13 protein-coding genes and 1 other annotated feature are annotated in these 15,665 nt (G+C 38.7%); of the genes, 2 read left to right on the top strand and 11 right to left on the bottom strand.

What is annotated here, in order from left to right; genetic code table 11:
• Positions 1-20: 20 nt before the first annotated feature.
• From LMF32_RS09125 to leuS, 3 genes are all read right to left on the bottom strand, one after another.
• Positions 21-1,685, bottom strand: a complete 1,665-nt coding sequence (locus tag LMF32_RS09125; RefSeq protein WP_230524545.1) for a polysaccharide biosynthesis protein — start codon at positions 1,683-1,685, stop codon at positions 21-23.
• Between the two features lie 189 nt (positions 1,686-1,874).
• The gene (locus LMF32_RS09120) at positions 1,875-2,675 is read right to left on the bottom strand and encodes an aldo/keto reductase (protein WP_230524544.1); all 801 of its coding nucleotides are present in this window, start codon (positions 2,673-2,675) and stop codon (positions 1,875-1,877) included.
• A 305-nt stretch (positions 2,676-2,980) separates the two neighbouring features.
• Positions 2,981-5,398: a leucine--tRNA ligase gene (leuS, locus tag LMF32_RS09115; protein WP_230524543.1), complete on the bottom strand. Its 2,418-nt coding sequence runs from the start codon at positions 5,396-5,398 to the stop codon at positions 2,981-2,983.
• A gap of 73 nt (positions 5,399-5,471) precedes the next feature.
• Positions 5,472-5,700 (bottom strand) — a binding site (T-box leader).
• Between the two features lie 243 nt (positions 5,701-5,943).
• Between leuS and LMF32_RS09110 the strand changes: the two genes are divergently transcribed.
• A complete protein-coding gene (locus tag LMF32_RS09110) occupies positions 5,944-6,390 on the top strand; it encodes an acyl-CoA thioesterase (RefSeq protein WP_230524542.1) in 447 nt (148 codons plus the stop codon).
• 28 nt (positions 6,391-6,418) lie between these two features.
• Positions 6,419-7,255 carry a DUF72 domain-containing protein gene (locus LMF32_RS09105; RefSeq protein WP_230524541.1) on the top strand — a complete coding sequence of 279 codons (837 nt, stop codon included), beginning with the start codon at positions 6,419-6,421 and terminating at the stop codon, positions 7,253-7,255.
• 61 nt (positions 7,256-7,316) lie between these two features.
• Here the strand turns inward: LMF32_RS09105 and LMF32_RS09100 are convergent, their stop codons facing one another.
• From LMF32_RS09100 to LMF32_RS09065, 8 genes are all read right to left on the bottom strand, one after another.
• Positions 7,317-7,865, bottom strand: a complete 549-nt coding sequence (locus LMF32_RS09100) for a glycosyl-4,4'-diaponeurosporenoate acyltransferase (protein ID WP_177192491.1) — start codon at positions 7,863-7,865, stop codon at positions 7,317-7,319.
• A 16-nt stretch (positions 7,866-7,881) separates the two neighbouring features.
• On the bottom strand, positions 7,882-8,991 hold the full coding sequence (locus LMF32_RS09095) for a glycosyltransferase (protein WP_092479871.1): 1,110 nt from the start codon (positions 8,989-8,991) through the stop codon (positions 7,882-7,884).
• Positions 8,992-9,002: 11 nt separating this feature from the next.
• Complete coding sequence (locus LMF32_RS09090; RefSeq protein ID WP_230524540.1) at positions 9,003-10,400, bottom strand: aldehyde dehydrogenase family protein; 1,398 nt, start codon at positions 10,398-10,400, stop codon at positions 9,003-9,005.
• Entirely contained in the window at positions 10,393-11,895 is a 1,503-nt protein-coding gene (locus LMF32_RS09085) for an NAD(P)/FAD-dependent oxidoreductase (protein ID WP_230524539.1), read from the bottom strand. Before LMF32_RS09085 ends, LMF32_RS09090 begins: the two co-directional genes overlap by 8 nt.
• Positions 11,896-11,956: 61 nt before the next feature.
• Positions 11,957-12,844, bottom strand: coding sequence for a phytoene/squalene synthase family protein (locus LMF32_RS09080; RefSeq protein WP_223156140.1), 888 nt, complete (start codon positions 12,842-12,844; stop codon positions 11,957-11,959).
• Positions 12,845-12,926: 82 nt separating this feature from the next.
• Positions 12,927-14,429, bottom strand: coding sequence for a phytoene desaturase family protein (crtI, locus tag LMF32_RS09075; RefSeq protein ID WP_230524538.1), 1,503 nt, complete (start codon positions 14,427-14,429; stop codon positions 12,927-12,929).
• A 23-nt stretch (positions 14,430-14,452) separates the two neighbouring features.
• Positions 14,453-14,923 carry a MarR family transcriptional regulator gene (locus LMF32_RS09070; protein WP_188205158.1) on the bottom strand — a complete coding sequence of 157 codons (471 nt, stop codon included), beginning with the start codon at positions 14,921-14,923 and terminating at the stop codon, positions 14,453-14,455.
• A 50-nt stretch (positions 14,924-14,973) separates the two neighbouring features.
• Entirely contained in the window at positions 14,974-15,648 is a 675-nt protein-coding gene (locus tag LMF32_RS09065; RefSeq protein WP_092479877.1) for an ABC transporter ATP-binding protein, read from the bottom strand.
• Between the last annotated feature and the right edge of the window lie 17 nt (positions 15,649-15,665).

The raw sequence follows: 15,665 nt of genomic DNA, 5'->3' as shown, positions 1-15,665 counted from the left end.
GTTTGGTGGTGCAAAAAAAATTAGATCTTCAGTTTATTTCTTAATGATGCAGCTTTAGACCCGACTACTTTGTCAGCCAATTTAGACTTCAAAATCAAGTAGCCATAGATTACTACCCCAACGAAAGCTACTACCAGTACAATTAGTAGTGCCAAGAATCTATCGCTTACAGGAATAAATAGATACATAAATTCTTTGATCCCTACAGCCGCAACAGCCATGATTAAAGAAAAGATTGTGATCAATAGCGTTCTTCGAGCCAATAAGCCTAAATCGAAAGGTTCTGTTTCATACATTGCACGAATGATAAACAAAGAAGAAACCCCAAATCCCACAATAGTAGACATGATCATTCCATGTGTTTGGAAATAATCTATCAAAGGATACTGTAAAATCAATTTAATGATCATTCCAAAAAACAACCCGTTCATTGCTGCTCTTGGTCGGTTCGCAGACATGATCATAATACTGACGACTGTATATAAACCTAAGAAAATCGTCATGATTGAAGACCATTGAGTGATACTAGTACCGAAATCATCATGCTGGTAAAACACTGTATATAAAGGTTCAGCGACCGCAGCCATCCCTATTGATGCCGGAATAATGATCAGCAACAGTAATTGGATACTGTTATTGAACTGTCTGCTTAATCCTTTATGATCTTTTTTAGCCATCAAACTGCTGATCAACGGTACTGATGTAATAGCCATTGAGCTTCCAAAGGAAAGGACGATCATGATCAATTTATGGGCATTCGCAGCAGCTACTCCGTATGTCCGTTGAATTTGAAGTGGAGTATAGTCACTGACGCTCTTCATGATTGGATCATATGTAAATTGATCAATCAACTGGGCAATGGTAATTCCAGCTCCAATAATAATAAACGGAATGGCGGTCTTCACAATCGATAATAATATTTGATTGGTAGATACTGTCACGTTATTCGGACTTTGTGCTGCAGCTTCTTTTGTACTAAGTTGTTTTTTCCATACGACATAAACTAAATACGCCATACTCGCTAAAGCTCCCACAAAAGCACCAAATGTAGACATTGAAACAGCATCTACTACAGAACCGTCAAACACTTGACGAATCAAGAACACAGAAGCCAGCATGAATATAACTCGTACGATTTGTTCAAGAACTTGTGAAATAGCTGAAGGAGCCATCGTTTGATACCCTTGAATGTATCCTCTAGTCACACTCATTGTGGGGATCAACAATAATGCTACTGATAAAGTACGAATCACTTGCGTTCCATCAGCTGCTGAAGCCGTTGGACTGTTGGCCGCTATAAAAGGCGCTAACAGAAACATCACTACAGCAGAAACAAGTCCGGTTATGGACATGACTTGCAGCCCTCTTTTGTAGATGTCTCGGCTGATTCCGTACTCTCCAATAGAATTATAATGAGAAACTTGCTTTGCGATTGCTGAAGGTACCCCAGCTGTCGCGATACTCAGAAATAATGCATAAGGAGTATAACCTACATTATATAAGGCATTGGCTGCATCGGCAGTTGTCTTGTCGCCCATCCAAGCCATCCAAGGAACAATATACAATGCCCCTAACAACCGAGAAATTATACTAGCGGCAGACATCCAAGCAGAACCAGACAACATTTTACTTTGTGTATCACTTTCAACCTGTCTTGTTTTTTTATTTATCATTTCATTTGACATTCATAAGCCTACTCTCAAAATATTTGCTAGCTTACATTCTACTTATAAACTCTATAAGATGCAACGTCTAAAAAGCCAGCTCATTTAAATTTAATTCTTTTTTAACGACTTTGAAGCAATAAAGACAATTTTATAGAACTTTTCTCTACACTCGCAAAAAGCAGGGTTGCCCCCGCTTTTTTTAGCTAGTTAGCCTTTTGCCAATAATAATGCCATTTCCTTATCTGTCAGTTCAAAATCGAACACGGCAAAATTTTCTTCCAATCGATTAGAACTCGCCGTTTTAGGAATGGGTATCACTCCTCTTTGGATGTTCCATCGTAACGCAATTTGTGCAGGAGTTTTCTGATATTTCTCTGCTAATTGTTGGATATCTTGATCGCTGAGAATGCCTCCTTGGTGAATAGGACTGTATGCCATAGACCGAATGTTTTCCTTCTCGCAAAATACACGCAGCTGCTCTTGGCTTTGTCCTGGGTAGCAAGAATATTGATTCAGGACAGGTTTGATATCTGCCATTTTTAATAAATCGATCAACTGCTCTGGACTAAAATTAGAGACTCCAATAGCTCTTACCTTCCCACTGTAATAGATTTCTTCAAGGGCCTTCCATGTGGCGATGTTTTTCTCTCTAGCAACGTCCGGCCAATGAATTAAGACTACATCGATCATATCTAATTTAAGAGCTTCATAACTTTTAGCAAATGCCCTGAGTGTTTTTGAAAACCCCATATCCGTTTTCCAAATTTTTGTAACGATAGTAATCTCTTCGCGAGGGACACCTTCGCTGATCACTCTTCTAATGGCTCGTCCTACTTCTTCTTCGTTTTCATACATAGCTGCAGTATCAATCAAACGATACCCTTTCTTTAAAGCTTCATAAACAATCTTTTCGGCACTGTTTCCTTTCAATGGATATGTCCCTAATCCGATCAAGGGGATCTTTTGACCATTATTCAACAGAGTCGTCATCTTCACATGTTGCTTCATTGTCTCTCCTCCTTAGTTGGCTGGAGCTTTCTAGCTAAAGTGTATCAATCTGTTTTTTCTTTACTTCCGTTTTCTTTTCTTTGTTTTCTTCTTTTTATCGTCAAATAAACCGATAGCAACGGCCACTGCGATAGCTATCGCAAACCAGGATCCGGCTTCCACTTTTCTCCCCCCTAAGCAACTCATTTGAGTTCTTAAAACAAAAAAATGTGCTATTACTCTTTATAAGAATAATAGCACATTTGTTGTTAAAAAAAGAATATTAATCTTTTAGTCAGAAGTTGTTTGTTTGATTGAATCTTAGTTTAGTTAGCTACAATATTGACTAATTTCCCAGGTACTACAATCACTTTGCGAATCGTTTTACCTTCTAGATATTGTTGGATCTTTTCATCATCCATCGCTAATTTTTCCAACTCATCTTTTGAGATTGTCTTGGAAACTTGAACTTTTGATCTTAATTTGCCGTTAACTTGGAAGACAACTTCGATTTCGTCTTTTTCCAAATATTTTTCATCGTATACAGGCCATGCCTCGTATGAAATCCCTTCTGTTGAACCAGTCGCTCTCTGCCATAACTCTTCTCCTACGTGAGGTGCAATTGGAGCCAGCATTTGGATCAATCCTTTGATGTATCCAACAGGGAGAGCTTCAGCTTTATACGCTTCATTAACAAATACCATCAACTGAGAAATAGCAGTGTTAAAGCGCAAAGCTTCAAAATCTTCTGTGACTTTTTTCACGGTTTGATGATACACAACGTCTAGTTTTCCATCGTTGAAGTTAGTAATGCGGTCACGCAATTTATCTTCTTCATCAATGATCAAACGCCATACACGGTCTAAGAACTTGCGGCTTCCCTCAAGTCCATTTTCACTCCATGCAATAGAAGCATCTAATGGTCCCATGAACATTTCATAAACACGCAATGTATCTGCGCCGTATTCTTCTACTACATCATCCGGATTAACAACATTTCCTTTTGATTTAGACATTTTCTCGTTGTTTTCTCCCAGGATCATTCCTTGGTTGAACAGTTTTTGGTACGGTTCTTTAGTTGGCACTACACCGATATCGTATAAGAATTTGTGCCAGAAGCGTGCGTACAGCAAATGCAATACAGCATGCTCTGCTCCACCAATATAAATATCCACTGGAAGCCATTGTTTTAGTTTTTCAGGATCAGCTAATTGCTCTGTGTTATGCGGATCGATATAACGCAAGTGGTACCATGAACTACCCGCCCATTGCGGCATTGTATTCGTATCGCGTTTTCCTTTTTTACCGGTTTCTGGATCGACAACATTCACCCACTCTGTAATATTGGCAAGTGGAGACTCACCTGTTCCGCTCGGCTTGATTTCTGTCGTAACAGGCAGAATCAATGGCAATTCATTTTCCGGAATAGTAGTAGTTGTACCGTCTTCCCAATGAATAACAGGAATTGGCTCTCCCCAGTAACGTTGTCGAGCAAATAACCAGTCACGCAAGCGATACGTCGTTTCTTTTTTACCGATTCCTTTTTCTTCCAACCAAGCATTCATTTTCTCGATAGCTTCTTCTTTTCCAAGACCATCTAAGAATTCTGAATTGATGTGGATGCCGTCTTCTGTAAAAGCTTCTTTTGAAATGTCGCCGCCTTCTAAGACCGGAAGGATGTCTAAATCAAATTTCGTTGCAAATTCCCAGTCGCGTTGATCATGTGCAGGAACGGCCATGATAGCGCCAGTTCCATAGGAAGCTAATACATAGTCTGCGATCCAGATTGGAATCTCTTTTCCGTTTACCGGATTGATGGCATAAGCTCCTGTAAATACTCCTGATTTGTCTTTGTTTAAATCTGTACGGTCCAAATCACTTTTCAGACTGCTGTCTTTGATGTAGGCTTCAACAGCTTCTTTTTGCTCTGGTGTAGTGATTTTTTCAACCAAATCTGACTCTGGAGCCAAAACAGCATACGTTGCTCCAAAAAGTGTATCCGGTCTAGTAGTAAAAACAGTAAACTCTTCAGTAGAATCTTTTACGCTAAAAGTGACATTTGCCCCAACAGATTTTCCGATCCAATTGCGTTGCATGTCCTTGATGTTTTCTGGCCAGTCTACTAATTCCAGATCTTCTAGTAAACGATCTGCATAAGCAGTGATTTTCAACATCCATTGTTTCATGGGTTTACGGTAGACCGGATGTCCACCACGTTCACTTTTACCGTCAATAACTTCTTCATTCGCCAAAACGGTTCCTAATGCAGGACACCAGTTTACAGCTACTTCAGCTTCATAAGCCAAGCCTTTTTCGTATAATTTTGTAAAAATCCATTGAGTCCATTTGTAATATTCTGGATCGGTTGTATTGATTTCTCGATCCCAGTCTAAACTGAATCCAAGAGATTGGATTTGACGTTTGAAGGTTTGGATATTTTTAGCTGTAAATTCTGCCGGGTCGTTTCCTGTATCTAAAGCATACTGTTCAGCTGGCAACCCAAATGCGTCCCATCCCATTGGATGCAATACATTGTATCCTTGCGCACGTTTCATTCGAGAAAGAATGTCGGTTGCAGTATACCCTTCCGGATGTCCTACATGCAGTCCTGAACCTGACGGGTAAGGAAACATGTCCATTGCGTAAAAATTATTTTTATCTGATTCTTCTGTTGCACGGAATGTTTTGTTTTCATCCCAGTACTGTTGCCATCTTTTTTCAATAGTCTTATGATTGAAACTCATGATTGTTTGCTCCTTCTTAAAAAAAATTATAAAAAAAAACGCCCTAAAACACAAAGTCGTTTCCTTCTCTGTGCTTTAGGACGAACTCAAATTCTCAGTCGTGGTACCACCTAATTTTGCTGCTTAAAACTTAAAACAGCCTCATCATATCCTTAACGCGGATGAAACGTCTTTGCTTACTTGGGTTCTTTCTCAGCAAAGCGACTCCAAAGGCGAGTTCAAAATGTGTCTTTATGCATTTGCACCACCCATGCACTCTCTAAAAAAGGGACATTTCTACTATTCCTTATCACTGTCTTTTAACTATTAGTTTTATTCTAACAAATTACTCCACCAGAATCAACGCTTTTTTAAGAGGGATGACTTTCTCTGCCCTCCTTATCTCAAGTTCGTTAAAGAATTTTTAACAACAGCAAAAGGTGTTATCTTTATTTAAAGTAGAATGATTGCCAAAACCTCCTAAAATACCCTATTATAGAGAAAGACGCTCAACTTAAAGACCTTTGATAAAAAGTTGACGGAATATCTGGAAATGAGGAACAACAATGGAAAATCAGTATCAATTATATGAACACAAAGCGCAATACTATGAAACAGATCAAATGGGCATTATTCATCATTCCAATTATATCCGCTGGTTCGAGGAAGCGAGAACTGATCTAATGGATCAGATTGGATTTGGGTACGATCAAATGGAGAAACGCGGAATTATTGTTCCTGTGCTTAGTGTAAATTGCGAATACAAGTCCATGGTCCGGTACAATGATCATGTTTATATCATTCCAAAAATTGAAGTATTCAATGGCATTCGTTTACAGATTTCTTATCGCGTTATCGACAAACAAACGAATGAACTGCGGGGTGTCGGCGAAAGCAAACACTGTTTTTTAAGCGGGACAAATCGGCCTGTTTCTTTAAAGAAAATAGACCCCGAATTATTTGAACTTTTTGATCGCTATACTGGAAAAGATTTCGGTTCATTAGAGCAATGATTCATCATTGCAATTAGGAGGCAAGCCAATGATCACTATCGGTCTGACTGGATGGAACGACCATCCTTTGATTGAAGTAAATCGAAAAACAAAACTGGAAGACTACGCTAGTCATTTTCCTTTTGTGGAGATGGACACTAGCTTTTATGCCATCCCTCCAGAAAAAAACATACTCAGCTGGCATCAAAGAGTACCTGAATCTTTCCAGTTTATTCCTAAAGCTTATCAGGCTATGACTCAACATAAAAACTGGTTCGATGATTTTCCCAGTGAAGAAGCGATGTTCTCAGCTTTTTTGAATCGTTTCACACCTTTATTGGAAGAGAATCATGTGAAAGCTTTTTTGTTTCAATTTCCGCCTTACTTTGGTTGCACAACTGTAAACAAAGAGTATTTAAAAAAGATCAGAAATTGGATGAAAGATGCTCCAATAGCAATCGAATTTCGCAATTCTAGTTGGTACAGTGAGAAAAATAAAGAAGCTACTCTCACCTTTTTAACTCAGCATCACTTTATCCATACAGTAGTGGATCAGCCGCAAACACCAAACAACAGTGTTCCTTTAGTTGTAAAAAGTACTCATCCAGAGTTGACGCTTTTACGACTCCATGGAAGGAATTTTGAAGGTTGGCAAGGCAGCAATGTCCGCAACTGGCGAGAAGAAAGAACACTTTATGAATACAGCACAAAAGAACTCCAACAGCTCGCTGACATAGCTTTAACACTGGAAAAAGAAAGTCGTGAAGTCGCCGTTATTTTCAACAACAATTCCGGCGGCCATGCTGCGAAAAATGCAAAAGAATTGCAGTCCATCTTAGGCATCGACTTTTCTGGGTTAGCTCCTCAACAACTGAATTTATTTTGATCCTTCTACACCTAAAAGACTCCTTTTTGATGAGAAATCCATCAAAAAGGAGCCTTTTAGGTTACTCTCTCACCCATTTGTGTTTACGAGACAACTTATGAGGCATACGCTGGTTTACTTCTGACCGCTCAGCTTTTCTCCGTACCATTCTTTCTAACCGCGGGCGGTTATACCGTTGAACAAAAATAAGAGGCAAATTGAATAATACCGCATAACCAATCATGATCCATCCTGCCCAAGCCGGATTCCAAAAAAAGAATAAACCAGCCGGCGGAATCATAGCCCAGTGAGCCAGTTCGGCACGTCTGGTTTCAAGAGCAAACTTTTCCAGACTAGCCATATCAAAACCCTTTAGATGGGTCTTATCGAACCCTTCTTTAGTGATTTTAGTACCGTCAGGCAAGTAGGGTTTCCATGATCGAACTCGAAACACTTCTTGCCAGATTTCACCTTCTTTTTCCCAATCTCTAGTCCGGAACCAGTACGCTTTTTCGGCCAAAAATCGTTCAGGGACTCGTCGAGCCAACCAAGAAACAGACAAATGAATACTGTACCAAGCAAAAATGTCTACCGCTATCGTCAGCCAATTTGGTAAATGAATGAACTGCATTCTCCCTCCTCCTTAACTAAACTTTCAACTTTCTGCCCTTCCAAGTGACCGTTTTGAAAATGTGTGTCTGAATCATTGACCAGCTAAAAAGCACAATGAAAAAAAAGAAAAGGAAAGGATACCCTATCAATACTGAAAAACGGAACTGACCTACCCTGTCTGCAAACACCTTCAATTGGATCAAATAAAAAAGATAAATCGCTACCCCAAAAAACATGGTGTAACCTATGCTAAAAAATAATGTTGCAACTAAAAAAACTCCAGATAAAATACCACCAGATATCCAACAAATAATCAAAAACAGTACCTTTGGATTGGTAGCTTGAGAGGCCGTAGCAAAATTTTTTGACCATCCCTCAATCAACTGCTTGATTCCATCTGGATACATACGAAAATGAATCACTTTTTTCCCAGCATAAAGATGGATTGGAAATCCTGATTCTTGAAATTTCTTTCCTAGGACAAAATCTTCCATAATGGATCCTCGGATTATTTTATGTCCTCCAACTAGTTCGTACTGTTCTTTTGTACACATTAAACAAGGTCCAAAAGCCCCGGCTTCGACAAAACGATCGCCAAAAAACGTAAACGCGTTCATTCCAGCCAATACCATAATGTTAAAAATAATGGAGATCTGTTCATATAAAAACTTCACTTGATGATACGGCTGAACTGATAAAACTCCCTTACGCCCTTGTCTTTCAAAGGTCCTCATGAAATGATGCAAGCTGTCTTTGCTTTCTAAATAAGTATCCGCGTCCATAAACAAAAGCCATTCTCCTGTAGCAGCTTCTGCTCCTCTAGAACAAGCAGCACCTTTTCCTACAGAGGAGTCGCTTGGTTGTTTCTCTATTATTTGAGCTCCATATGATTTAGCCACTTCAATCGTACTATCTGTGGAATTGTCATCTGATACGATGATTTCTTTAGGTCTGAATTGTTGCTGCTCCAAAGTTTTTAGTAAAATAGGCAAATTTTCTGCTTCGTTTCGAGCAGGAATAATAATAGAAAGAGATGGGTATTCCGTAAGATCTTTTGATTGATTAAATAAAAAGGGAACTTTGTAAAATACTGCCCATCCTGCCAACCAAGTAAAACATAAAAATAATACGCTTCCTATGACCACTCAAACGCCTCCTAAAAAAGTTTTTTTCGGAATTTTCTTAATAAATCCAATTGTTTTGAGCGATAAGGCGGGTATTGTTGAGAAAGACTCTTTCTATTCTTTTGCTCATAAAATACTTTTTGAAAGCTGAATGTTTCAAAGCTGGTTAAACCATGATAGCTCCCGAATCCGCTCTCTTTTAATCCACCAAACGGAATTTCAGCATGTGCAGCATGTCGGATCACTTGATTCAAGCTGAATGCACTGCTGCGAATCTCTTTCTCCAAATAACGAATCGTATCTTGATTTTCACTAAAAACGTAAGCTGCTAATGGGACAGGTTGCTGATTGAGTTCCTTCGTCAGCTCTTGGATCGAGGAGTAAGAAATAACAGGCATAATCGGACCAAATATTTCTTCTTTCATCATAGCACTCTCTTCAGCCAAATCAATTAATATCGTAGGTTCAACATAACGTTCAGCAAGATTGTAACGTCCACCATGATAGACAGTTCCTTGATTCAAAAAGCCGATTTGCTTTTTCAACTGTTCTTGATGGATGATCCGGCTATAATCCGGACTTTGTTCAGGATATTTTCCATAGAAAGCTTCAATACATTCTGCAGCCTCTGTTAAGAAATCAGTGTAAATCGATTCGTGCACGTAAACCGTGTCAGGTGCAATGCATGTTTGTCCTGCATTCACAAATTTCCCCCAAATGATCTGACGGATCGTTTCTTTAGACAATCCTGTCTCGTCAACGATACAGGGATTTTTTCCTCCGAGTTCCAATACCACTGGAATTTGCTTCTCTGCTGCTGCTTGATGAACGATTTTTCCAACTCGTTTACTCCCTGTAAAAAAGATGAAATCCCAGTCTAACGTCAACAGGCTTTCTGCCACACGGCTATCTCCTTCAATTACCGTTACTTCTTCTGGCTTAAAGTACTCTTTCACTGAGTCAGCCAATAACTTGGCGGTTGCAGAAGCAAATTCAGAAGGCTTTATCACACAGCTGTTTCCTGCAGCTAAGGCACCTATTACCGGCATCAAGGTTAATTGAAGTGGATAGTTCCAAGGGGACAACACGAGAATGGAACCGTAAGGCTGAGGACGCAAAACAGATTTAGCTACCCCGCTTAAACTGATATGAGTCGATTTCTTCGGTTTCATCCATTTGTTTAAGTTTTGAGTGACAGTATCGATTTCATTCAATAAAAGAGCTAATTCAGAAGTATAGCTCTCAATAGGAGATTTGCCTAAATCCCTATTGAGTGCCTCCATCCAAGATCCTTCTTTTTCGACCAACATTCTTTTCAACCGTTTCAGTCGATCTAGTCGTTCTTTGTAGGACTGGTTTTCGTTTCTTCCAGAATAGCTCTTTTGGTTTTTTACTAAGTCATGATAATCTTCTACATTAAAATTATCCATTTCCCTCTTCCTTCTTTACAATCTTATCTCTCACTTGTTGCCCGCTAAGTGTAACCATTGGCATTCCGCCTCCTGGATTAACTGTTCCTCCAACAAAATAAAGGTTCTCATAAAGTTCGCTTTGCTTAGGATGTTTAAATCCGCGATTTTTTTTGCGATTAGATACTGTTCCATAAATAGCACCTTTATGCGACAAATAATTCTCTTTGATATCTTCCGGTGTCCACATATTTTCGGTTACGATATTCTTTCTTAAATCCGTCAACCCCATTTTTTCCAGCTTAATGAGGACTCTTTCACGAAACTCAAGATACTCTTCTTTTGTAAAAGGTTTTTCTTGCAGATGAGGTATATGAGGCAATACTTTGATATTTTCATGCCCCGGCAACGTTTGGTTTGGATCTGATTTGTTTACATTAACCAAATAAATCGTCGGATCATCAGGTAAAACACGTTCATGGAAAACTTGTTGGAAATTCTTTTGAGAATCATTCGAAAAGAAAAAGTTGTGGTGGGCTAATTGAGGATAATCGGCTTTCACCCCTAAGTGCAGCACTAGACCTGAACTAGCTGGTTCAAATTTATCTTCTAATGTTTCAACAAACTGATCATCTTCTTCCAGCAACTCTTCATAAGCAGGGATAACTTCCATGTTTGAAACAAAGTAATCTGCTTTTAGACTAGTTCCATCGTCCAATTCAGCCGCTGATACCTTTTTGTTTTCATCGGCAACTAATTTCACGACTTTTTTCCCTGTATGAAATTCAACCCCGATTTCTCTACCCAATTTGACAATTCCTTCGGCAATACCATGCATACCGCCTGGGACATACCATACTCCTTGTTTGTGCTGCATGTAGGCCATCATGTTTAGAACTGCTGGAGCATCATAGGGCGAAGAGCCAACATATTTGATAAAATACGCCAACATGTCTCGGAACTTTTGATTGTGGACGCGTTTAGCAATTCCATCATACATGGAAGAGAAAAAGTCAAAACCTTTTATCGATTCTACTACTCCGTGATGGCGAATAACTTCCATAGTTTTATCTAATCCTTCAGCAAAATACCCTTTTTCCGTCACATCGTAGATTTGTTTTGCATATTCCAAGAACTCCTGATATTCTTCCATATCCTTGGAACTCAAAGCTGGATTTTCTTTGGCCATTTTTTCCAAGTCACCATACAAATCGATGATCGTCCCATCTGGAAAAAAAGAACGCCATTCGTGGTCCAAACGAACGGTTGGAATATAATCGTCCATCTTTCGGTTGCTTTCGGTAAATAAACGATCAAATATATGCGGCATAGTCAGTATTGAAGGCCCTAAATCAAACCCGAACCCATCTTGCTCAGCTCGATTCAGTTTTCCACCCAAATGATGATTTTTTTCATATAAGGAAACTTTGAATCCTCTTTGAGCTAAAGAAACGGCTGCGGAAAGGCCACCCAGCCCGCCTCCAATAACGACTACTGATTTTTGTTCTTTTCCCATTGTTTCACCCTCGCTGCAAGTTGTATTTTTCTGCTGTACTCTTCTTAATTGTCTTAGGAATTTAGCCCTCTGCTAATTGATTGAAGAAGCGTTTAGATTCTCGTTGTATTCTGTTCATTTCCAATGGTGAAACATAATTTCTGGTCTGCAGACAATTGTATTGATTTCTTCTGACTGCATTCAGTATTCCTCTGTAAACATCTGCTGATATCAGTACCGGCAATTGACTTTCTTTGTCAAACAACTGAATCTCTTTTCTAAATGAATCGTATAAACTCTCTGCTCTATGAGCTAAGTTTTCCCATATGCGGATAAACGAATCATTTACTTGACCACGAATCAAGTCTTCTTTACTAAATTTTTCTTGAGAGAGAATTTGGTTCGGCAAATAAACCCGCTTGTTGTCCTTCCAATCTTCTCCTACATCTCTCAATATATTTGTGATCTGCATAGCTACTCCTAAAGAAATCGCACTTGCTTTTGCTGCTTCTTTATTTTCTTTTGCTATGATAGGCAATAACATCAACCCTACTGTTCCAGCAACGTAATAGCTGTATTCTTCTAAGTCTCCTAAAGTTTCAGGAGAAACAAAATCAATATCCATTTTTTGCCCTTTAAGCTGATCATAAAAAGGCTCAATATCCATGTCAAATCGTTCAAACACATCTGCTAGTGCACGCCACATTGGAGTATCAACAGCATTTCCGTTTTCAAATGCTTTTAATTCATTCTCCAATTTAGTGATGTTGAGTCGTTGTTCTGCAGAATCTTTTACTGTATCTACTGTGTCATCTGCATATCTGCAAAAAGTGTAAATAGCATAAATTGCTTGCGCCTTTTCTTTAGGCAACTTTGAAAAAGCATAATAAAAGCTCTTCGAATGCTTTTTTATGATTTTTTCACAATAGAGATAATCTTCTTGCAAGGTCATTCCTATAGGCTCCCTCATTATTTTTCTCCCCCCGGGCTGTAATCTTTACCATATGATCAATGGAGACAAAAAGTTGTCTTCATCAATCAAATAGGTAATTTTATTTGTCATCAAGCATTAATTCTTCAGTGGCGATTTTGGCTGACAGCAATACGATAGGAACTCCAGCGCCTGGGTGAGTACTGCTTCCTGTAAAGTAAAGGTTCTCACATTGCTTTGCTTTACTTTGCGGACGGAAGTGGTTGCTTTGCAGTAAATTCGGCTGCAAACCAAAACAAGCTCCGTTGTAAGCATTGAACTTAGATTCAAAGTCCAGTGGTGTAATGTAAGATTCAGAAACGATTTCTTGTTCTACGTTCTCAAAACCTGGCAAGTTTTTTAATGACTTCAATGCTTTCTCTCGGTAATATTGAGTGGTTTCATCTGTCCACTCATATTTAGCTGTAGACAATTCTGGAACCGGCATCAACACATATAAACCATCTTTATCTTTTGGTGCTAAAGAAGAATCTATTTTAGAACCCATATATAAGTAAATTGACGGGTCACTCAACTTGTCTCCACTAAAGATTTGATCTATATTTTCGTCTAGATTTTTTGAAAAGACAAAGTTATGCACATTTGAAACTTCTTCATACTTGCGATCCATACCTAGATAAAGAATGAAACAAGAACAAGAATATTTCATACTATCAATTTTTTTATCGGTGTATTTCCCTTTAGCTTTCGAATCTTTTACCAAGTTTTTCATAGCATAAGGAAAATCAGCATTACACATCACAAGATCAGACAATACTTCACGATCAGCTAACCTGATCCCTTTTGCTTCTTGGTTTTCAATCAGTATTTCTTGAACTGGAGAGTTGTAATGCACTTTTCCTCCTAACTCAAGAAATAGTTTTTCCATAGATTCTGCCATAGTATGCATTCCGCCCTTAATGAACCATACTCCATAAAGCAACTCAATCATTGGAATAATAGTATACAATGACGGTCCGCTCTTAGGAGACAACCCAATATAAAGAGTTTGGAAACTGAGCATTTGTCTTAAACGATCATCTTTAACGTATTTGCTGATCATATGGTCTGCACTGTCAAATGTTTTCAACTTCAATGCTTGCTTGATCGTGGAAGGATTGTAAAAATCTTTTGCGTTACGGAAAGGACGTTGTAAAAAATGGTCTTTAGCGACAATAAATCTTTCATAGATATCCGTTAAATAACGAAGAAATCCTTGTGCGTCTTTATCACTGATACCTTCCATCGTATTGATCAGCGAAACTAGATCAGAAGATACATCGAATTTCTCTTTACCGTCATCAAAAAATGCTGCATACATAGGATCTAAACGTTGCATTGGAATATAGTCATCTGGATCGCGTCCAGTCAATTCGAATACTTCTCGATACAATTCTGGCATCATCACCAAACTTGGACCTAGATCAAAACGGTACCCGTCTTTTTCAACCAAATTCATCTTCCCGCCTGGTATTCCTTCTTTTTCATATAAGGTAACGTCATAACCCGCGTGTTGAAGACGGATAGCACTGGCTAATCCAGCAACTCCTGCTCCAATAACGCTTACTGTTTTATTCTTCTTCATGTTTTCCCTCGCTTATGTTTGTCTTAACAACTTTTTTCCAAGTGAGCTAATTGTTCCGTACGATCTAGCTCTTGATTGATTTCTTTTAGATTTTCTATCAGTTGATCTCCATTTACGTCTATTCGATTGCATTGCATGACTTCTTTCAAAATACTCAGAGAAATCGCTCGTTTTTCATTCCTGGATTTTTCTGTCAATGTCACTACAATGGCTCTTTTATCAGAAAGAGAAGTCTCTTTCATGATCCATCCATGTTCGACTAGACGGTTTAATATCGGATTTAATGTGCCGATAGACATGCCTAAGCGTTCACCAATGTCTTTCACATAAACACTGTCGTCTTCCCACAACGCCAACAATACTAAGTATTGAGGGAATGTGAGTTCAAAAGGTTTTAGAGCCCGCTTGTACAGTTTTGAAAGTCCATTTGCAGCCTTATAGACTTCAAAACACAATTGATCCTCTAGTGAACGGTCAAAAATCGATTCATCCATTCTTCTCTCTCCTTTTTCTTACGCTGTTCCTGTATTCCATACTTTGCATATTAGCTTTCGCGCAATGTTAACGTACCATCTTTCATCACATAAACTTTATCGCATTTATCAATTAAACGTTCATCATGAGTAACCATGATAGTAGCTTTTTGTTTGCTTTTAGTTTCTCGTGCTAAAATATCTACCACTTCAAAGGCTCTTTCTGAATCTAAACTGGCTGTCGGTTCGTCAGCTAAGATCACAGAAGGATCATGATACAAAGCTCGAGCAATAGCTACTCTTTGGCGCTCCCCTCCTGATAAATCACTTGGGTAGCTTTTTTCCAATCGCAAAACATCTAATTCTTCTAATAGGCTGTCTGCTTGTTCTTTTTCCATTTTGGTTTTTTCAACTTTATTGACTAATCTCAATTGGTCGCGGACATTTAAGAACGGAACCAAGTTGGAGGCTTGAAGAATAAACCCGATTTCTTTGAAACGTAATGCTGCTCGTTTTTTCTCTTCTTCTTCACTAAAAGGATTGTTCCGAATCAACACTTTGCCTTCAGTTGGAGTTTGCAGTCCACCGATGATCGTCAACAACGTGCTTTTACCTGACCCGCTCGGTCCAATAATCGCAACAAACTCGCCAGCTTCAACAGAGAAATTTGTTTCTTTTAATGCTTCGATTTCTGTACGTCCTTCTCCAAAACGTTTAGAAACATTTTTACATTCGATTAATTTCATATTATTTTCCTCCTGAT

Origin of the sequence: Desemzia sp. C1, assembly GCF_020882875.1 — a bacterium.
Classification (GTDB): Bacteria; Bacillota; Bacilli; order Lactobacillales; family Carnobacteriaceae; genus Desemzia; species Desemzia incerta.
This window is presented reverse-complemented; position numbering and strand designations above follow the sequence as displayed.